At 58.9% G+C, this 18,840-nt stretch carries 18 protein-coding genes; 12 read left to right on the forward strand and 6 right to left on the reverse strand.

What is annotated here, in order from left to right; all coding sequences use genetic code 11:
- Positions 1-173: 173 nt before the first annotated feature.
- Positions 174-830, forward strand: coding sequence for an epoxyqueuosine reductase QueH (locus C1Y43_RS15215; protein WP_031279356.1), 657 nt, complete (start codon positions 174-176; stop codon positions 828-830).
- Positions 831-867: 37 nt separating this feature from the next.
- Here the strand turns inward: C1Y43_RS15215 and C1Y43_RS15220 are convergent, their stop codons facing one another.
- Both C1Y43_RS15220 and mgtA read right to left on the reverse strand, forming a co-directional pair.
- A complete protein-coding gene (locus tag C1Y43_RS15220) occupies positions 868-1,545 on the reverse strand; it encodes an SDR family oxidoreductase (RefSeq protein ID WP_104188762.1) in 678 nt (225 codons plus the stop codon).
- Positions 1,546-1,704: 159 nt separating this feature from the next.
- Positions 1,705-4,428 (reverse strand): magnesium-translocating P-type ATPase, encoded by a 2,724-nt coding sequence (mgtA, locus tag C1Y43_RS15225; RefSeq protein WP_104188763.1) that lies wholly within the window; start codon positions 4,426-4,428, stop codon positions 1,705-1,707.
- Between the two features lie 751 nt (positions 4,429-5,179).
- On the opposite strand from mgtA, the gene C1Y43_RS15230 reads away from it, so the two are divergent.
- From C1Y43_RS15230 to speG, 6 genes are all read left to right on the forward strand, one after another.
- Positions 5,180-6,748, forward strand: a complete 1,569-nt coding sequence (locus C1Y43_RS15230) for an ABC transporter substrate-binding protein (protein WP_058776471.1) — start codon at positions 5,180-5,182, stop codon at positions 6,746-6,748.
- Positions 6,748-7,800 carry an ABC transporter permease gene (locus C1Y43_RS15235; protein WP_104094049.1) on the forward strand — a complete coding sequence of 351 codons (1,053 nt, stop codon included), beginning with the start codon at positions 6,748-6,750 and terminating at the stop codon, positions 7,798-7,800. The genes C1Y43_RS15230 and C1Y43_RS15235 overlap by 1 nt, the downstream gene beginning before the upstream one ends.
- Positions 7,797-8,654: an ABC transporter permease gene (locus C1Y43_RS15240; protein WP_031279350.1), complete on the forward strand. Its 858-nt coding sequence runs from the start codon at positions 7,797-7,799 to the stop codon at positions 8,652-8,654. The genes C1Y43_RS15235 and C1Y43_RS15240 overlap by 4 nt, the downstream gene beginning before the upstream one ends.
- Positions 8,644-9,477, forward strand: a complete 834-nt coding sequence (locus C1Y43_RS15245) for an ABC transporter ATP-binding protein (protein WP_104188765.1) — start codon at positions 8,644-8,646, stop codon at positions 9,475-9,477. Before C1Y43_RS15240 ends, C1Y43_RS15245 begins: the two co-directional genes overlap by 11 nt.
- On the forward strand, positions 9,470-10,135 hold the full coding sequence (locus tag C1Y43_RS15250; protein ID WP_058776474.1) for an ABC transporter ATP-binding protein: 666 nt from the start codon (positions 9,470-9,472) through the stop codon (positions 10,133-10,135). The genes C1Y43_RS15245 and C1Y43_RS15250 overlap by 8 nt, the downstream gene beginning before the upstream one ends.
- Positions 10,136-10,224: 89 nt before the next feature.
- Complete coding sequence (gene speG, locus C1Y43_RS15255; RefSeq protein WP_021506478.1) at positions 10,225-10,770, forward strand: spermidine N1-acetyltransferase; 546 nt, start codon at positions 10,225-10,227, stop codon at positions 10,768-10,770.
- Between the two features lie 87 nt (positions 10,771-10,857).
- Here the strand turns inward: speG and C1Y43_RS15260 are convergent, their stop codons facing one another.
- The 4 genes from C1Y43_RS15260 to C1Y43_RS15275 form a co-directional block, all read right to left on the reverse strand.
- Positions 10,858-11,280: a hypothetical protein gene (locus C1Y43_RS15260; protein WP_058758247.1), complete on the reverse strand. Its 423-nt coding sequence runs from the start codon at positions 11,278-11,280 to the stop codon at positions 10,858-10,860.
- A 99-nt stretch (positions 11,281-11,379) separates the two neighbouring features.
- Positions 11,380-12,312 (reverse strand): homocysteine S-methyltransferase, encoded by a 933-nt coding sequence (mmuM, locus tag C1Y43_RS15265; protein ID WP_104188767.1) that lies wholly within the window; start codon positions 12,310-12,312, stop codon positions 11,380-11,382.
- Entirely contained in the window at positions 12,302-13,717 is a 1,416-nt protein-coding gene (mmuP, locus tag C1Y43_RS15270; RefSeq protein WP_058776476.1) for an S-methylmethionine permease, read from the reverse strand. Before mmuP ends, mmuM begins: the two co-directional genes overlap by 11 nt.
- A gap of 133 nt (positions 13,718-13,850) precedes the next feature.
- The gene (locus C1Y43_RS15275) at positions 13,851-14,189 is read right to left on the reverse strand and encodes a DUF2002 family protein (protein WP_021506475.1); all 339 of its coding nucleotides are present in this window, start codon (positions 14,187-14,189) and stop codon (positions 13,851-13,853) included.
- A gap of 149 nt (positions 14,190-14,338) precedes the next feature.
- Between C1Y43_RS15275 and C1Y43_RS15280 the strand changes: the two genes are divergently transcribed.
- The 5 genes from C1Y43_RS15280 (at position 14,339) to nrdF (ending at position 18,736) form a co-directional block, all read left to right on the forward strand.
- A complete protein-coding gene (locus tag C1Y43_RS15280; RefSeq protein WP_021506474.1) occupies positions 14,339-14,656 on the forward strand; it encodes a DUF883 family protein in 318 nt (105 codons plus the stop codon).
- A gap of 343 nt (positions 14,657-14,999) precedes the next feature.
- Positions 15,000-15,242 carry a glutaredoxin-like protein NrdH gene (gene nrdH / locus C1Y43_RS15285; RefSeq protein WP_104188769.1) on the forward strand — a complete coding sequence of 81 codons (243 nt, stop codon included), beginning with the start codon at positions 15,000-15,002 and terminating at the stop codon, positions 15,240-15,242.
- Positions 15,243-15,246: 4 nt separating this feature from the next.
- A complete protein-coding gene (gene nrdI / locus C1Y43_RS15290; protein WP_021506472.1) occupies positions 15,247-15,651 on the forward strand; it encodes a class Ib ribonucleoside-diphosphate reductase assembly flavoprotein NrdI in 405 nt (134 codons plus the stop codon).
- A complete protein-coding gene (gene nrdE, locus C1Y43_RS15295; protein WP_104188771.1) occupies positions 15,630-17,768 on the forward strand; it encodes a class 1b ribonucleoside-diphosphate reductase subunit alpha in 2,139 nt (712 codons plus the stop codon). Before nrdI ends, nrdE begins: the two co-directional genes overlap by 22 nt.
- Before the next feature lie 8 nt (positions 17,769-17,776).
- Complete coding sequence (nrdF, locus tag C1Y43_RS15300) at positions 17,777-18,736, forward strand: class 1b ribonucleoside-diphosphate reductase subunit beta (protein WP_058758447.1); 960 nt, start codon at positions 17,777-17,779, stop codon at positions 18,734-18,736.
- Positions 18,737-18,840: the final 104 nt, after the last annotated feature.

Raw genomic sequence — 18,840 nt, forward strand, 5'->3', positions numbered from 1 at the left:
TGACCCTGCAAGCGGCGCAATGTATTACGCGATGAATCGCGCCGCTAAGCATCCCCGGCGAACGGGTACCACGCAGCGCCACAGGCCTCCTCCCTGAAACGCCACCGACGCTTTGCATCGGCCGGCCTTTGCCCCTACACTTGCCGCATCGCCCTTAACCATTAATTAACTTTATGTCCGATACATTTCAACGCCAGCCGCTGCCCTTGCCTAACGGCCACAATAAAGTGCTGCTGCACTCCTGCTGCGCTCCCTGCTCGGGAGAAGTGATGGAAGCGATGCTGGCTTCCGGCATCGATTACACCATCTTCTTCTACAACCCGAACATCCATCCGTTGAAAGAGTACGAGCTGCGCAAAGAGGAGAACATCCGCTTTGCCGAGCAGTTTGGCGTGCCTTTTGTTGATGCCGATTACGACAAAGACAATTGGTTCGAGCGCGCGCGTGGCATGGAGTGGGAGCCGGAGCGCGGCGTGCGCTGCACCATGTGTTTCGACATGCGCTTCGAGCGCACCGCGCTGTACGCACATGAACACGGCTTCCCGGTGATCACCAGTTCACTCGGCATTTCGCGCTGGAAGAATATGCAGCAAATCAACGACTGCGGCGTGCGCGCGGCGGCACGCTATCCGGATATGCTGTACTGGGAGTTTAACTGGCGTAAAGGTGGCGGTTCGTCGCGCATGATTGAAATCAGCAAGCGCGAGCGCTTCTATCAGCAGGAGTATTGCGGCTGCATCTATTCGCTACGCGATACCAACCGCCACCGCGTGGCGAGCGGTCGCGAACGCATCGAAATCGGCGTGCAGTACTATTCGCCGGATGAGTAAGAAAAAAACCTGCTGGCGCTAACCAGCAGGCTAAGCATTACCAGTTCAGCAACTGGCCGCGGTAATCCACATAATGATGGCCGCCACGCCCGCTAAACTGCTGCAGTTGCGTCACCATGCCCTGCGCACTCTCGGTGACGGTGATATCCGCGCCCTCACCGCCCATATCCGTTTTTACCCAGCCCGGATGCAGTGACAGCAGCGTGCTGCCCTGCTGGTGCATCTGCGTCGCCAGCGCGCGGCTCAGCATATTCAGCGCCGCTTTGCTGGCTGAGTAGAACGGCATCGCCGCGTCGCGGTTCTCGTTGAGGCTGGCGAGACGCGACGTGGTCAGGCCCAGCACGCTCTGTTTGTCGCGCAGCAGCGGCAGCAGGCTCTCCGCCAGGCGCACCGGCGCCACCGCATTGGTAAAGAACAGCTCGCTGAGCTGCGCATCGTCCACGTCGCGCAGCTGCGACGCGTGCGGAACGAGAATCCCGGCGTTGATCAGGATGCAATCAAAGGGTGCGTCGCCGAGCTGCCGGACCAGCGCGTCACGCTGCGCGCCATCGGTGATATCCAGCGCCAGCCACTGCAGCTGCGGATGCTGAAACGAAACCACCGTGGAACGGTAGGTGGCGGTCACCTGCCAGCCCGCCTGCAGTAGTTGCTGCACCACGGCCAGGCCAATGCCTTTTGACGCCCCAATAATCAATGCTCGCTGTTGTTGGCTCATCTGTCTCTCGCTGGTTGGTGTGCCACGAAAAAGGGCAGGATACCCTGCCCTGTTGTCCTTACCGGAACACTAACGTTAGCACGACGATGACCACCATAATTATCAGCAGGTGGCACACCGTTTTATCCAGGTTGCGTTGCTTCATCGCGCCTCCTGCACTCAGAACCACTGGCCAAAGCGCTTGATGTACAACGTTTTCATGCCCTGCGCCACCAGGCAGTAGCCGAGCAGCGTGGCCAGCAGCCAGGGGAAATAGCTCCATGGCAGCGGCACCAGGCCGACCATCGCGCCGAGCGGCGAGAACGGCAGCAGAATGCCGGCAATCATTACGCAGGCGGTGGTCAGCAGCACCGGCAGCGCCGCGCGGCTCTGGATAAACGGAATCTTGCGCGTGCGCAGCATGTGCACCACCAGCGTCTGCGACAGCAGCCCTTCCACAAACCAGCCGGACTGGAACAGTGACTGCATCGCTGGGGTATTCGCCGCGAACACATACCACATCAGCGCAAAGGTGGTGATGTCAAAAATTGACGACGTTGGCCCAATCCACAGCATAAAGCGTTTGATGTTGCGCGCGTCCCATTTGCGTGGTTTGCGCAGGAACTCGCGATCCATTTTGTCCCACGGCAGCGCCAGCTGTGACAGATCGTACATCAGGTTCTGAATCAGCAGATGAATCGCCAGCATCGGCAGGAACGGAATGAACGCGCTCGCCACCAGCACCGAGAACACATTGCCGAAGTTGGAACTGGCGGTCATGTTCAGGTACTTGATGATGTTGCCGAACGTCTCGCGCCCCTTCATCACGCCCTCTTCCAGCACCATTAAATCCTTTTCCAGCAGGATGATGTCAGAAGACTCTTTGGCGATATCCGCCGCGCTGTCGACCGAGATCCCCACATCGGCGTCACGCAGCGCTGGCGCATCATTGATGCCGTCACCGAGAAAACCCACCGTGTGGCCCTGCTGCTGCAGCGCACGCAGAATGCGTGACTTCTGCAGCGGCGTCAGTTTGGCAAACACCGAGCTACGCGCCGCGGCCTGCGCCAGCTGCTCATCGCTCATCGCCGCAATCGCCTCGCCGGTGAGGATCTCGCCACAGTCGATGCCCACCTGCTGACAGATGCGCGCCGTCACCACTGGATTATCGCCGGTCAGCACTTTGACCGTTACGCCGTTATCATTGAGCGCGGTGATTGCCTTCGCCGCGCTTTCCTTCGGCGGATCGAGGAAGGTCAGCAGCCCTTCAATGGTCAGCCCCTGCTCATCTGCAACGCTCAGCGCCTGTTGCAGGGCCGGCTCCGCCAGCGCACGGCTGGCCACCAGCAGTACGCGGAAGCCCTGCTGATTGTACTGATGCGCCAGCGCCAGCAGCTCCGCGCGACGGGTCTCATTGAGCGGCTGAATCAGTTTGCCTTCGCGTTCGGCGCTGGCAATGCTCAGCATCTCCTCGACCGCGCCCTTACAGATCAGCATCTGCTGGTTGAGGCGGCGGTCACGCACCACCACTGAAACGCGACGACGCACAAAATCAAACGGCAGCTCATCCACTTTGCTGTAGTAGTCGCTCATGTCCGCGCTGATGCGTCCTTTGCCGTAACGCAGGATGGCGCGGTCCATCAGGTTAGGCGTGCCGCTCTGGTAATGGCTGTTGAGCCAGCTCAGCATCAGGACGCGCGAGTTCTCTACCCCGGCACAATCGAGATGGTGCTCGAGAATAATGTTGTCCTGCGTCAGCGTGCCGGTTTTGTCGGTACACAGAATATCCATGGCACCGAGGTTCTGGATCGCGTTCAGGCGTTTGACAATCACTTTACGGCGCGACATGGCAATCGCCCCTTTGGCCAGATTCGAGCTGACAATCATCGGCAGCATTTCCGGCGTCAGCCCCACCGCCACCGCCAGCGCGAACAGAGAAGCATCCAGCCAGTCGCCTTTGGTCAGACCGTTAATCAGCAGCACCACCGGCACCATCACCAGCATGAAACGAATCAGCAGCCAGCTGACGCTGTTCACGCCGCGATCGAAAGCGGTTTGTGTGCGGTTACCAACAATCGATTTCGCCAGGCTGCCGAAGTAAGTTTCCCCGCCGGTCGCCACCACCACCGCTTTGGCGCTGCCGCTGGAGACATTAGTGCCCATCAGGCATACGCTGCCCAGTTCCAGCAGCGATGCATCTTTATCGCTGGCGCTGGCCTGCTTGCTGGCCACGTGACCGGTGACGTCATATTTCTCCACCGGCAGCGATTCGCCGGTCAGAATTGCCTGGCTGATAAACAGATCGCGTGAGTCGAGCAGCCGCACATCGGCCGGTACCAGATCGCCCGCTGAGAGATAGATGATGTCGCCAGGCACCAGGCTGGTGATGTCCACTTCCTGTTTCTGCGGCGCCTGCTGTACCGATTCCCGGCGCAGCACGGTGGCGGTGGTGCGCACCATCGATTTCAGCGCCTGTGCCGCTTTGTTGGTGCGGAACTCCTGCCAGAAGCGCAGCAAACCGCTGAGCGTTACCATCGTCACAATGATGATGACACCGGTCAGATCGGTCTCCTCGCCATGGCGCAGCGGCATCCAGTAGTCGGTGAAAAAGCTCACCAGCGCCAGCGCCAGCAGCACATAAATGAACGGATTATTGAAAGCCTGAATCAGCTGCACCAGCGCCGGTGGCGCTTTATCATGCTCCACCTGATTGCGACCATAAATCTGCAGCCGCGCTTCCGCTTCGCGTTCGACCAGCCCCAGCGCATCGCTGCGCAGGCGCAGCAGCGTTTCGTCGGCGGTAAAAGCGGCTTCGTCTTCAATCAGATAGCGTGCGGTTTTCTGACGTGCCGGACGCACGGTGTTCCAGGCTTTTTTTTCCTGGTTGAGTTTCATGTCAGTCATGATGACACTCCTCGTTTATTTTTTTACGGCAATAACGATCCCTGCGCGCCAGGCGCACAAGTCGAAAACATTAATTGTCACGGCGTGACCGGATTAAATTAAAAATAACCTGTCGGGAATTTCCATATTACCTCCCGGAAATAATGGGCGAAGAAAGTCGCTCGCTGAATAACGAGTGAAATAACATAATCCTGGATAACGCTGCGCGCAGCAGCAGCCTGAAGCGGCTTAACGCGCAGGGAAGCTCAGCACGCTGAAGATCAGCGCGCGCATCGAGGCGGAGGAAAAAGTGCGTTTAAAATCATGTGCATGATGCTATTCCCACGGGCATCAGCCCGCTATGGTGTCATTATCAGGGAACAATCATCAGAAACAGGTGAGGATTGCTGCCCGCCATGTTGGCAAGCAGCGACAAAAGAATTCGCGCGTCAGCTTGCCTTGTATTGCCATCGATAAGGGTGACTGTCCAACTGAATTCTCCTGTGTGAAGTTGCGGCTATTATAGGAGGGCGAAAAGCGAAGTAAAGCTAATTATCCTGGGGTTCAGGTTGATTTAATTTTCGTTGCGATTTGGTTGATAAAGCGTGCGGATATAAGGTGCGCCAGATTAATCCGATCGCGTTACGCCCTCTTGCTTATAACTGAAGCGCACCGCTTAGAACCTTACGGCATATGCATAGCCATAAATTGACTATTCTTCACTGTAGCGCTCTCGTAAACTCGCGTTACTTTTTTAAGGCAAGGAAACAACATGAAAAAAATTATTCCCTCACTGCTGGCGCTGTCGCTGGTAGCCGCCTTCTCCGCGCAGGCCGCCACGCCAAAAGATACGCTGGTGATTGCGCAGTCTACGGATGATGCGGACAGCTTTGATCCGGCCCAGGGCTTTGAACTTACCACGGTGCAAGCGTTCACTAACATTTATCAGCGCCTGGTGCAGTCCGATCCGGCCAATCCAACCGATCTTAAGCCAACGCTGGCCACGTCGTGGCAACCGGGCAGCGATAACCGCAGCCTGACGTTTGCGCTGCGCAAAGACGCCAAGTTCGCCAGCGGTAACCCGCTGCGTCCGGAAGATGTCATTTTCTCGCTGGGGCGCGTGGTGAAACTCAACCTCGATCCGTCCTTTATTCTGACCCAGCTCGGCTGGAACAAAGACAACGTCGACAGCTTCCTGAAAAAGGTCGATGAAGACCACGTACAGATTAGCTGGAGCGCCAACGTCAGCCCGGCCTATGTGCTGAGCCTGCTGTCCGCGCCGGTCTCCTCGATCGTTGATGAAAAAACCGCGCAGGCCAACGCCAAAAACGGTGATTTCGGCCATGCGTGGCTCGGCACCCACTCGGCCGGCAGCGGCCCGTTCCAGATTCGCAAAGTGGTGCTGCATGAAGCGATACTGCTCAGCGCCAACCCGACCTCACCGGCCGGTGCACCGAAGCTGAAAAACATTCTGATTAAAAACGTGCCGGAGCCGGCAGCGCGCCGTCTGCTGCTGGAACAGGGCGATGTCGATATCGCGCGTAACCTCGGTGCTGACCAGATCGCTGCGCTGAAGGGCAAAGCCGGCGTGAAGACCGAAGCGATTCCGATGGCGTCGCTCTACTACATTCAGTTCAACGTCGGTGCCAATCCGGTACTGAAGAACCCGGCGCTGTGGGAAGCAGCACGCTACCTGTTCGACTATAAAGGTATCGCGAATGACTTGCTGAAAGGCCAGTTTGAAGTGCACCAGACCTTCCTGCCGAAGGGTTTCCTCGGTGCGCTGAACGACACGCCTTACAGCTACGATCCGGAGAAAGCCAAAGCGATTCTGCAGAAGGCCGGCCTGACCAACGTCAGCTTTAAGCTCTCCACCAGCAATCAGCCGCCGTACCTTGATATCGCGCAGGCACTGCAGGGCAGCTTCGCCAAAGGCGGTGTGAAGGTGGAAGTGCAGCCGGGCTTAAGCTCTGAAGTGTCTACCCGCGTGAAGGCGCATCAGTATGAAGCTACGCTCAACGCCTGGGGCGCGGATTACTTCGACCCGAACACCAACGCCGCCTCCTTCGCTTACAACCCGGAAGATGGCAGCAAAACCATTGCTTACCGTTCAGACTGGCACATCCCGGAGCTGAGCAAACAGACGCTGGCGGCGACGGCCGAAGCCGACAGCAACAAGCGCGTTGCGCTTTATCAGGCGATGCAGCGCGAAGTGCTGAAGAACTCGCCGTACGTGATTGGCCTGCAGGCGCGTAACCTGATTGCGCTGCGCGACAATCTGCAGGGCTATGTGCAGGGGATCAACCCGGACATGGTGTATTACGCGCAGGTTTCGAAGTAATGGCAGCGTCAGCGTCATCGGCCGGGTTCGCCCGGCCACTCTGGCAGCGCTTCAGCCGCCTCGTCACCAGCCTGCTGTCGCTGCTGGTGACGCTGGTGGGTTTGTTAGCGTTTACTTTCATGCTGTCGCACCTGTCGCCAGTCGACCCGGTGCAGCAAATCGCCGGCGATCACGCCAGCGAAGCCACCTATGCTCAGGTGCGTCACGATCTTGGGCTGGATCAGCCGGTGCTGGTGCAGTTCTGGCGCTATATCAGCCAGCTGGCGCAGGGCAATCTCGGCCTGTCGCATCTCACCAATCAGCCGGTCAGCGCCGACCTGATGCGCACCTTCCCCGCCACGCTTGAGCTGGCGACCTGTTCGATGATTTTCGCTGCGGTGTTCGGCGTGACGCTCGCGCTGCTGGCAGCGTGGAAACCGGGCAGCGTCATTGATAACGTGGCGCGCTTTATCTCGCTGCTGGGCTACTCGGTGCCGGTGTTCTGGCTCGGCCTGCTGGGCCTGCTGCTGTTCTACGCCGTGCTGCACTGGTCCGCCGGTCCGGGCCAGCTGGATGATATCTGGATTTATACCCTTGAACCGAAGACCGGCTTTGTACTGATTGATAGCTGGCTCTCCGGCGATGCGGAAATGTTTCGCAACGCAATTGCGCATCTGTGGCTGCCGGTGGTGATTCTCGGCCTGCTGGCGATGGCAGGCATTACGCGCCTGCTGCGCGCGGCGCTGCTGGAAGAGAGCAGCAAAGAGTATGTGGTGCTGGCGCGCGCGAAAGGCGCTGGCCGGGCGCGCATTCTGCTGCGTCATATTTTCCCCAACGTGCTGGGCACGCTAATCACCGTTATCGCCCTCTCCTACGCCACGCTGCTGGAAGGGTCCGTGCTGACGGAAACCGTATTCGCCTGGCCGGGCGTCGGTCGCTATATGACCAACGCGCTGTTTTCCGCGGATGTTCCGGCGATTCTCGGCGCTACGTTGCTGATTGGCAGCTGCTTTATCCTGCTCAATGCCGTGGCCGACGCCCTCACCTGGTTAACCGATCCGAGAACCCGATGACTCAACAACTTCATGAACTGGAAACCGTGCGTCCGCGCCGGCGCCGGGCGCGTATCACTTCGCTGACCATCGGCCTGACGCTGGTGATCGTGCTGGTGGCCATGGCGCTGCTGGCACCGCTGCTGGCGCCGTTTGATCCTAACGCGCAGGTGATTGAACAGCGTCTGCTGGCGCCGTCGGCGCTGCACTGGTTCGGCACCGACGGCTTCGGCCGCGATTTATTGTCGCGCGTGATTTACGGCGCACGTCCGACGCTGCTGCTGGTGTCGCTGATTCTGGTGCTGACTATCCCGGTTGGCCTGTTAGTCGGCATCACCGCCGGCTACGTCGGCGGCTGGACCGAACGCGTGCTGATGCGCATCACCGATATTTTTCTGTCGCTGCCCAACCTGGTGATTGCGCTGGCGCTGGTGGCGATGCTGGGTCCGGGCCTGATGAACGGCGCGCTGGCGCTGGCACTCACCAGCTGGCCGCCGTTTGCCCGGCAGGCACGCGCGGAAACCCTGGCATTGCGCCGCAGCGATTACCTCGCCGCCGCGCGCATGCAGGGTATTACCGGCCTGCGCCTGATGTTTGGCCACATTCTGCCGCTCTGCCTGCCGACCGCCGTGGTGCGTGCCGCGCTGAGCCTCGGCGGGATTATTCTTTCTGCCGCCGGGCTGGGCTTCCTCGGCATGGGCGTACAGCCGCCAACCGCCGAATGGGGCTCGATGGTAGCAGAAGGCAGTAAAGTGATTTTCGACCAATGGTGGGTGGCGGCAGCGCCCGGCGCAGCCATTCTGTTCGCCAGCCTGGCGTTTAACCTGACAGGCGACGGCCTGCGTGACCGACTGGATACCCGCCATGCCAAATGATCTGTTAATTGATGCGCAGGGGCTGACGATTCGCAGCCACGACGCGCTGCTGGTGGATAACATCAGCTTTACCCTTGGCCGCGAACGCGTGGCTCTGGTCGGTGAATCCGGCTCGGGCAAATCCCTGACCGCGCGTGCGCTGATGGGCCTGCTGTCGCCCGCGCTGCAGCTGCAGGCTGACCAGCTGCAGGTGGCGGGCGCAGACGCCCTGCACCTGCGCGAGCGCGACTGGATTGGCCTGCGCGGCGGCAAAGTGGCGATGGTCATGCAGGATCCGAAATACGCGCTCAACCCGACGCGCACCATTGGCTGGCAGGTTGAAGAGCCGCTGGTGCTGCACCGCAAGCTGAGCCGTGCCGAGCGCAAAGAGAAAGTGTGCGAGATGCTGGACGCGGTGGGCCTGCCCGAGCCGCGCCAGCTGATGAAGCGCTATCCGCATCAGCTCTCAGGCGGCATGGGCCAGCGCGTGATGCTGGCGATCGCGCTGATTACCGATCCCGATCTGCTGATTGCCGATGAGCCGACCTCGGCGCTCGATCACGCCATGCGCGATCAGGTGCTGGCGCTGATTCGTCGTCTGGTGGAGCAGCGCAATATGGGCCTGCTGCTGATCAGTCACGATCTGCAACAGGTTTCCGAGCACTGTCAGCGGGTGATGGTGATGTACAAAGGCCGCCTGCTGGACACCCTGCCGGCGGCGCAGCTGTCAGACGCCAGCCATCCTTATACCCGCACGCTGTGGGCCTGCCGTCCGGGTAAAGCGACGCACGGCGAACGCCTGCCGGTGCTGGATCGCGCGGCGCTGGAGAAGATGCATGATTGAATTAGCTAACCTGAGCGTCTCGCATAAACAGGGTTATGAACTGCGCACCGTGGTGCACGATGTGAACCTGCAGGTGGCGGCCGGCGAGTGTTTCGGTCTGGTGGGGCCTTCCGGCTGCGGTAAATCGTCGCTGCTGTGGGTAATGGCCGGACTGAATCCGCACTGGCACGGCCAGATGACGCTGGCGAATACCGCCGTGCAGCCAGGCAAACCCTTTACCGGCCAGCTGCGGCGCGATGTGCAGATGGTGTTTCAGGATCCCTACGCTTCGCTGCATCCGCGCCACCGGCTGCGCCGCACGCTGGCGGAACCGCTTAAGCTGCTGCGACGCGACAACATCGACGATCGCATCAACGCGGGCTTCCGCCATGTCGGGCTGGATCCGGCGCTGGCGGATCGCTATCCGCATCAGCTGTCCGGCGGGCAGCGTCAGCGCGTGGCCATCGTGCGCGCCCTGCTGCTGGAGCCTAAGATCCTGCTGCTGGATGAGCCTACGTCGGCGCTGGATATGTCGGTGCAGGCCGAGATCCTGAATCTGCTTAACGATCTCAAACAGAATGATGGCCTGACGATGGTGCTGGTCAGCCACGATCCTGACGTGATCGATCATATGTGCGATCGCGCCGCGCGCATGGCGCAGGGCCGGATTGTTGGTTAGCATGGCATGAGCGCAACGCGGCGCAGTTTATCCCGAAGGTAGATTGCGCCGCTGCCCAACAGCCATTCAGTCATCTAAAGGAACACCGTATGACGGTAAAATTACGTCCGCTGGAGCGGGAAGATCTGCACTTTGTCCATCAGCTGGATAACAATGCCAGCGTGATGCGCTACTGGTTTGAAGAGCCGTACGAAGCGTTTGTGGAGCTTTCTGACCTGTATGACAAGCACATCCACGATCAGACCGAGCGGCGCTTTGTGGTGGAACACGACGGGCAAAAAGCCGGGCTGGTCGAGCTGGTGGAGATCAACCACGTGCATCGCCGGGCGGAGTTTCAGATCATCATCGACCCGGCGCATCAGGGCAAGGGCTTAGCCAGCAGAGCGGCAAAGCTGGCGATGGATTACGGCTTTTCGGTGCTCAATCTCTACAAGCTGTATCTGATTGTCGATCAGGAGAACGAGAAGGCGATTCATATCTACACCAAGCTCGGTTTCGAGGTGGAAGGCGTGCTGAAGCACGAGTTTTTCATCAACGGCGAGTACCGCAACACCATCCGCATGTGCATTTTCCAGCAGCAGTACCTGGCACAGCATAAATCCGGTAATGCGATGGTGAAACCTACCGCGCAATAATAACCATCGGCACGAACCGTAGCGGCGCAATTTATTGCGCGTATTTAACTAAGCGCGATAAATCGCGCCGCTACGCATCCGTGCAAATTAACCGCCGCGTGCGCCGACCACGTTGAGATGCGGCTGCGGGTGCGCTGGCTTCAGGTCATACATACCACCATAAAACGGATCGACCACCAGCCAGCCTGGGAAACCGAGCAGCGGAATATTGCCCAGCACGTACCACAGGTTGGCGCTGGCCTCGATGGGCAGCGTCAGCGGCACGTAGCCCGGACTCTCCAGCATCACCTGATAATGTTTCTTACCGAAATAGGTGCCATTGGATTTCGCCAGATCCACCGTCTGCGGCGTATAGCCCTGCGCCACCGCGCGGCCGGTTTCATCCTGCACGGTGAAACGCGCGCCCTGCGGCACAGAGTCAATTTTTACCGGTTGCGTTTCGGTGCCGACAATCGTGGCACAGCCGCTCAGCAGCAGCGCGCAGGCGGGAAGAAGATGTCGCAGGTTCATAGCAGGTCCGCTTCAGAATCAGAAAGGACAGTCTAAACTGCCCTCTCGACCTTTTCACTCGCCTCAATCGCGCTATCAGTGGCGCTTTTCTGCGCTTTATTACGGTTGACAACAGGCGGCAATCGCCGCGATATCCTGCGGCGTGGTGCGGCAGCAGCCGCCAATCAGCCGTGCGCCCGCCTGTTGCCACTCGGGGAACTTATCGTGCAGCGTGCAGCCAGACGGCGCCGAGTGCCAGCTTTTGCTGACCGCATCATACTGCTCGCCGGAGTTAGGATAGACCAGCAGCGGCTTGTCCGTCAGCGCCTGTAGCGTTTGCAGCGCCGGCGTCACGCTCTCCAGCGCCACGCAGTTGAGGCCGACAGCGACCACCTGCGGCGCGGCATTGATGACTTCCGCCACCTTGCTCAGCGGCGTGCCGTCACTCAGGTGTTGCGCATCGCGCAGCGTGAAGGAGAACCACGCGCTGCTGTGCGGAAACTCCGCCAGCAGGCTAATCAGCGCCTGAATTTCACCAAACGACGGCAGCGTTTCACACGCCAGCAAATCCACGCCCGCCTCCAGCAGCGCCGCCACGCGCGGACGGTGGAAATCTTTCATTTCGGCAGCCGGCAAGGCGTAGTCGCCGCGATACTCGGCGCCGTTGGCCAGATAAGCGCCATAAGGACCGACCGATCCGGCCACCAGCAGCGGTGCCTGGCTGCCTGTGGTGGCACGATAATCGTCGCGCGCCCGCTGGGCCAGCGCCACGCTCTGGCGGATCAGCGCGCTGGCCTGGCCGCTATCCAGTCCACGGGCGGCGAAGCCCAGCGGCGTCGCCTGATAGCTGGCGGTGATCGCCACATTAGCGCCGGCGGCGAAGTAGTCATAGTGCACCTGATAAATCAGCTCGGGATTTTCCATCAGCACTTTGGCTGACCACAGCGTATCGGCCAGATTACAGCCGCGCGCTTCCAGCTCTGTCGCCAGCGCGCCATCCAGAATCAGGGTATCAGTGTGGGTCAGGGCCGCAGCGATGGGGTTACGCGACATCATCGGTCTCCTTAGCGTTGAAAGCGTGTTGGCGTTTTTGCGTCAGATAATAAGCAGCGTAGCAGAACAGTACAAAAGGAATGCCGCACCATAGCGCGATGCGCTGTGACGGGTCAAAGGCCAGCCCGATGCACGCCAGCAGACACAGGGTAAATCCGAGGATCGGCACCAGCGGATAGAACGGCGCGCGGTACGCCAACTGCTGCGGCGCATTGCCCGCCTGCAGATAGCGGCGACGGAACATGTAGTGTGAGGCGCAAATGCTCAGCCACACCGCCACCACGGCAAAGCCGGAAATCGCTGACAGCGCCACAAACACCGTATCCGGGGCGATCACGCTGGAAAACAGCGCCAGCAGGCCGCCGAGCATACTCACGGTGATGGCCAGCTGCGGAATGCCACGCCGGTTGACCCGGGCAAAGCAGCGCGGCAGCGTGTTTTCATTGGCCAGCGACCACAGCATCCGTCCCGAGGCGTACAGTCCGGAGTTTGCCGCTGACAGGATCGCGGTGAGGATCACGAAGTTGAAAATATCCGCCGCGTACGGGATGCCTATCTTTTCGAACACCAGTACGAACGGACTTTTAACGATGCCCGCCTGATCCATCGGGATCAGCGCGGCCAGCACAAAGACCGTGCCGATAAAGAAGATGATCAGGCGCGCCACGGTGGTGCGAATCGCCAGCGGCAGCGCTTTCTGCGGCTGCTCGGTTTCACCCGCCGCAATGCCGATCAGCTCGGTCCCGGAGAAGGCAAAATTCACCGCCACCATGGTCATCAGAATCGGCAGCGTACCGTGCGGTAGCCAGCCGGAAGCCGTCAGGTTATGTAATCCCGGTGCCGCGCTGCCGTCTTTCATCGGGATGAACCCCAGCATCGCCGCCGCGCCCAGCACGATAAAGGCAATGATGGTGATCACTTTAATGATGGAGAACCAGAACTCCCCCTCGGCAAAGAAGCGCGTCGAAACACTATTCAGCAGATAGATGGCGACACAGAACACCAGGCACCACAGCCACACCGGCACCGTCGGGAACCAGTACTGCATGCAGAAACCGGCGGCGGTCAGGCTGGAGCCGAGCGCCACCGTCCAGGTGAGCCAGTAGAGCCAGGCCACGGTGTAACCGGTCGCCGGACTGAGGTAGCGCGCGGCGTAGACGTGAAACGCGCCGGTTTCCGGCATCGCCACCGCCAGCTCGCCAAGACACACCATCACCAGCCATACCACCAGCGCACCAATCAGATAGGCCAGCAGCGTGCCCGCTGCGCCGGTGGTGGAGATGATGTAGCCGGTGTTGAAAAACAGCCCGGTGCCAATCACGCCGCCGAGCGACAGCATCACCAGATGCCGCACCTTCATGCTGCGCTTGAAGTTTGCCTGCGAAGGCGTCGGTTCAGTTTGCATTCTTTATATCCATATGGACGTCTAAACTTCTATATGGACACAGAGTTATACGCATCCGCGCGGCAATTTGCAACGTGGGAAAAGGTAAGGATTGGGAAAGCGTGTGCGGCCCCGCCGCGACGGGGCACACCAGTCAGGCGCCGAAGACGCCCTGCAGATAACGCTCCAGCGCCATGCGCGAGCTAAAACCGTGGGGAATACCGTAGTGCTCCTGCGAATCCCCCATCAGGTAGAGAGGGAACTGCGTGTAGTGGTCGCAGGTTTTCATCTCTGATGCGGGTTCAGCGAAGTGCTGACTTTTTTCTTTCAGGGTGGGATGAATGATCAACGCTGTGCGCCCCATGCGGGCTTCGCGATTCACATAGACATAGTTTTCGCCACGGCGATAACCATAAGTTTTGGGTGTCAGGACGTCCATTTCGAATCCTGCTTTTTCCAGTACGCGCGCTACCTCATCCGGACGTAAATACATGCTTGCTCCTCTCTTCTCACAGCCCCGCAACCTTACATCAGCACGACAGCACAGGACATTCGGAATTTCCCTAAAGCCTGGCACACGGCTGCGTTTAGTCACGTTTCGTCTACACTTAGTATTACGTTTTAAGTCAAAGGGAGCGAAAAATGTTTAATCGAACCAGCAAAAACGATGACATTGATATTAATCAGGATGTAAACGAACTGGCCGATTCGCTGGAAGCCTTACTGAAATCTTATGGCAGTGAAGCCAAAGATGAAGTGGATAGCGCACGCAGCCAGGCGCAGGCCCTGCTGAAACAGACGCGCGCTAAACTGAACGGCAGTGGCAACCGCGTGACTCAGGCCGCGCGCGATGCGGGTTATCAGGTGGATGCCTACGTGCATGACAAACCGTGGTACGGCGTGGGTGTCGGTGCCGCCGTCGGTCTGGTGCTGGGCGCGCTGCTGATGTCACGCCGCTAAACCGCTAAAAATCATCAGGAGCCTCGCGCATGCGGGGCTTTTTTTTGCGCGTCACTCCGCATTAGCGCGCCAATGCGGCCGCTGCCAGGCTGGTTAAAATTGCCGCAAAACCCTTTACAAAAATTTTTTCCCTGCGCCAGGGCGCATCATCGCTGGCATTCGCCCTAATCCGGCTGCTTAAATCACAAAACCCTATATCTGGTGGGCTTGACCACCAATACCACTACATCTAGTATTCAACACATCAACTCGCTACCAGATGTCAGCAGGGACGACGTTCGCAGCAAAAGGGTTTTTGCTTCGTATCTCGCAACCTGACCACAACCAGAGGGAAATACGAATCATGCGCATTATTATTTACACCAAGAACCAATGTGTCCAGTGTGACGCGACCAAAAATGCCATGGATCGCAGTGGCATCGACTACCAGCTGATTAACCTCGATACCCAACCGGAAGCCATCGATCAGCTCAAATCGCTCGGCTATCGCCAGGTGCCCGTCGTGATGACGCACAACGACCACTGGAGCGGCTTCCGTCCCGACAAAATCGCCGGCCTGCGCCAGCTCGCTGCCGTCGGGGGATAAAGCGATGTTTCCACTGGTCTATTTTTCCAGCCAGTCGGAAAACACGCACCGGTTTATCACCCGTCTCGGCCTGCCTGCGCGGCGTATTCCGCTCGACGCCACGCAGCGCCTGCACATCGACCAGCCCTACATTTTAGTGGTGCCGAGCTACGGCGGCGGCAGCGCGCGTGGCGCAGTGCCGAAACAGGTGATTCAGTTCCTTAATGATGACGCCAACCGGCGCGGTATCCGCGGTGTGATTGCTGCGGGCAATCGCAACTTTGGCGCGGGCTTCTGCCTGGCGGGCGACATCATTGCGCAGAAATGTCAGGTTCCTTATCTCTACCGCTTTGAGCTGATGGGAACCGCCGACGATATTGCCCATGTTAAAGCGGGAGTGACCCAATTTTGGCAACGACAGACACCCTGAACAGCACACAGCTGGACTACCACGCGCTCAATGCGATGCTGAACCTGTATGACGCCGAAGGCCGCATCCAGTTCAGCAAAGATCATGAAGCCACACGCCAGTTTTTCCTGCAGCACGTCCAGCCGAACAGCGTGCCATTCGACTCGCACGGCGAGCGTCTGCGCTATCTGGTGGCCGAAGGCTATTATGAAGCCGGGGTGCTGAACCAGTACGATTTCGCCTTCCTGTGCCAGCTGCACGAAGAGGCTGACGCCTGGGGCTTCCGTTTTCACACCTTCCTCGGTGCGTGGAAATTTTATACCAGCTACACGCTGAAAACCTTCGACGGCAAACGCTATCTGGAAACCTTTGAGCAGCGCGCCTGTATGGTGGCGCTGACGCTGGCGCGCGGTAATGAAACGCTGGCGCGGGAACTGCTGGCCGAGATGCTGAGCGGTCGCTTCCAGCCGGCTACGCCCACGTTCCTAAACTGCGGTAAACAGCAGCGCGGCGAGCTGGTCTCCTGCTTCCTGCTGCGCATTGAAGACAATATGGAGTCGATTGGCCGCGCGGTGAATTCGGCGTTGCAGCTGTCGAAGCGCGGTGGCGGCGTGGCGTTTCTGCTCTCCAACCTGCGTGAATCCGGCGCGCCGATCAAGCGCATTGAAAATCAGTCGTCCGGCGTAATTCCGGTGATGAAGATGCTGGAAGATGCGTTCTCCTACGCCAATCAGCTTGGTGCGCGTCAGGGCGCGGGCGCGGTGTGGCTGAATGCGCACCATCCGGATATCCTGCGCTTCCTCGATACCAAACGTGAAAACGCTGACGAGAAGATCCGTATCAAAACGCTGTCGCTCGGCGTGGTGATTCCGGATATCACCTTCCAGCTGGCCAAAGAGAACCGCGATATGGCGCTGTTTTCGCCTTACGATGTTGAGCGTATTTATGGCAAGGCGTTTGCTGATATCAGCATCAGCGAGTACTACGAGGCGATGCTGGCCGACGATCGCATCCGTAAAACCTTCATCAAGCCGCGCGACTTCTTCCAGACGCTGGCGGAAATTCAGTTTGAGTCCGGCTATCCATACATCATGTATGAGGACAGCGTGAACCGCAGCAACCCGATTGCCGGTCGCATCAACATGAGTAACCTGTGCTCGGAGATCCTCCAGGTTAACAGCGCCAGCGAGTATCACGACGACCTGAGCTATCGCCGCGTCGGCAAAGATATCTCCTGTAACCTCGGCTCCCTGAATATCGCCCACGCCATGGACTCGCGTAATCTGGCGCAAACCGTGGAAGTGGCGGTGCGCGCGCTGACGGCGGTCTCCGAGATGAGTGACATCACCTCCGTGCCGTCGGTGGCGGAAGGCAATCGCCGTTCACACGCTATCGGTCTCGGGCAGATGAACCTGCACGGCTATCTGGCGCGTGAAGGCATGGCTTACGGTTCGCCAGAGGCGCTGGATTTCACCAACCTCTATTTCTACTGCGTGACGTATCACGCCCTGCGTACCTCCAACCTGCTGGCGCAGGAGCGCGGCGCGAGCTTTGACGGCTTTGCGCAGTCGCAGTACGCCAGCGGTGCCTATTTCGACAAATATACCCAACACAGCTGGCAGCCGCGCACTGCCCGGGTGGCGCAGATTTTTGCCGATGCCGGCATCGCCCTGCCCGACCAGGCGGACTGGCAGGCGCTGCGTGCGTCGGTGATGCAGCACGGTTTGTATAACCAGAACCTGCAGGCGATTCCGCCGACCGGTTCCATCTCTTACATCAACCACGCCACGTCGAGCATCCACCCGATTGTGTCGCGCATTGAGATCCGTAAAGAGGGCAAAACCGGCCGCGTGTATTACCCGGCTCCGTTTATGACCAACGACAATCTTGAGCTGTATCAGGATGCCTATCAGATTGGTCCCGAAGCGATTATTGATACTTACGCCGAAGCCACCCGGCACGTCGATCAGGGACTGTCTCTGACGCTGTTTTTCCGCGATGACGTCACGACGCGCGATATCAACAAAGCGCAGATCTACGCCTGGAAGAAAGGCATCAAAACCCTCTATTACATTCGACTGCGTCAGATGGCGCTACAAGGCACGGAGGTACAGGGCTGCGTTTCCTGTGCACTGTGATGATGACTATGCAACTTAAACAGATTCAGGCGATTAACTGGAACCGCATCCAGGACGAGAAAGATCTCGAAGTGTGGAACCGTCTTACCAGCAACTTCTGGCTGCCGGAGAAGGTGCCGCTGTCCAACGATCTGCCGGCATGGCAGTCGCTCGACCCGCAGCAGCAGCAGCTGACGATTCGGGTGTTTACCGGTCTGACGCTGCTCGACACCATTCAGAACGTCATTGGCGCACCGGGACTGATGGAAGATGCGCTGACGCCGCACGAAGAGGCGGTGCTGTCGAACATCAGCTTTATGGAAGCGGTACATGCGCGCTCTTACAGTTCGATCTTCTCCACGCTGTGTAACACCGCCGACGTGGATGCCGCCTACCGCTGGAGTGAAGAGAATGCCGCCCTGCAGAACAAGGCAAAGATCGTGCTGGAGCACTATCGCGCCAGCGATCCGCTGAAGAAGAAAATCGCCAGCGTCTTTCTGGAGTCGTTCCTGTTTTACTCCGGCTTCTGGCTGCCGATGTACTGGTCAAGCCGCGGCAAGCTGACCAACACCGCCGATCTGATTCGGCTGATTATCCGTGATGAAGCGGTACACGGTTATTACATCGGCTATAAGTACCAGAAAGCGCTGGAAACCGTTGACGACGCGCGCCGCGCTGAGCTGCAGCAGTTCGCCATCGATTTACTGCTGGCGCTGTATGAAAACGAGGTGGTGTACACCGAAGCGCTGTATGCCGACGTGGGCTGGGCTGAAGAGGTGAAAACCTTCCTGCATTACAATGCCAACAAGGCGCTGATGAACCTGGGTTACGAAGCGCTGTTCCCGGCGGAGTTGACGGCGGTGAATCCGGCGATTCTGTCGGCGCTGTCGCCCAACGCCGATGAAAACCACGATTTCTTTTCGGGTTCCGGTTCATCCTATGTGATGGGTAAAGCGGTTGAAACCGAGGACGAGGACTGGAATTTTTAGTCGCGTGCGGTGCGCGGTAAGGGGTGCGTTTTGCACCGTAAGCGGTGCGCATCAATGCGCACCCTACGGTTGGGTTAATCATGCCCTACGGCAGTTATGTTGAT

The organism is Pantoea sp. ICBG 828 (genome assembly GCF_002928355.1).
Taxonomy (GTDB): domain Bacteria; phylum Pseudomonadota; class Gammaproteobacteria; order Enterobacterales; family Enterobacteriaceae; genus Pantoea; species Pantoea dispersa.

Excerpts from the sequence above, each read along its gene's own strand:
- C1Y43_RS15215 (WP_031279356.1), top strand. The coding sequence starts at position 174 with ATGTCCGATACATTTCAACGCCAGCCGCTGCCCTTGCCTAACGGCCAC.
- C1Y43_RS15220 (WP_104188762.1), bottom strand. The coding sequence starts at position 1,545 with ATGAGCCAACAACAGCGAGCATTGATTATTGGGGCGTCAAAAGGCATT.
- mgtA (WP_104188763.1), bottom strand. The coding sequence starts at position 4,428 with ATGACTGACATGAAACTCAACCAGGAAAAAAAAGCCTGGAACACCGTG.
- C1Y43_RS15230 (WP_058776471.1), top strand. The coding sequence starts at position 5,180 with ATGAAAAAAATTATTCCCTCACTGCTGGCGCTGTCGCTGGTAGCCGCC.
- C1Y43_RS15235 (WP_104094049.1), top strand. The coding sequence starts at position 6,748 with ATGGCAGCGTCAGCGTCATCGGCCGGGTTCGCCCGGCCACTCTGGCAG.
- C1Y43_RS15240 (WP_031279350.1), top strand. The coding sequence starts at position 7,797 with ATGACTCAACAACTTCATGAACTGGAAACCGTGCGTCCGCGCCGGCGC.
- C1Y43_RS15245 (WP_104188765.1), top strand. The coding sequence starts at position 8,644 with ATGCCAAATGATCTGTTAATTGATGCGCAGGGGCTGACGATTCGCAGC.
- C1Y43_RS15250 (WP_058776474.1), top strand. The coding sequence starts at position 9,470 with ATGATTGAATTAGCTAACCTGAGCGTCTCGCATAAACAGGGTTATGAA.
- speG (WP_021506478.1), top strand. The coding sequence starts at position 10,225 with ATGACGGTAAAATTACGTCCGCTGGAGCGGGAAGATCTGCACTTTGTC.
- C1Y43_RS15260 (WP_058758247.1), bottom strand. The coding sequence starts at position 11,280 with ATGAACCTGCGACATCTTCTTCCCGCCTGCGCGCTGCTGCTGAGCGGC.
- mmuM (WP_104188767.1), bottom strand. The coding sequence starts at position 12,312 with ATGTCGCGTAACCCCATCGCTGCGGCCCTGACCCACACTGATACCCTG.
- mmuP (WP_058776476.1), bottom strand. The coding sequence starts at position 13,717 with ATGCAAACTGAACCGACGCCTTCGCAGGCAAACTTCAAGCGCAGCATG.
- C1Y43_RS15275 (WP_021506475.1), bottom strand. The coding sequence starts at position 14,189 with ATGTATTTACGTCCGGATGAGGTAGCGCGCGTACTGGAAAAAGCAGGA.
- C1Y43_RS15280 (WP_021506474.1), top strand. The coding sequence starts at position 14,339 with ATGTTTAATCGAACCAGCAAAAACGATGACATTGATATTAATCAGGAT.
- nrdH (WP_104188769.1), top strand. The coding sequence starts at position 15,000 with ATGCGCATTATTATTTACACCAAGAACCAATGTGTCCAGTGTGACGCG.
- nrdI (WP_021506472.1), top strand. The coding sequence starts at position 15,247 with ATGTTTCCACTGGTCTATTTTTCCAGCCAGTCGGAAAACACGCACCGG.
- nrdF (WP_058758447.1), top strand. The coding sequence starts at position 17,777 with ATGCAACTTAAACAGATTCAGGCGATTAACTGGAACCGCATCCAGGAC.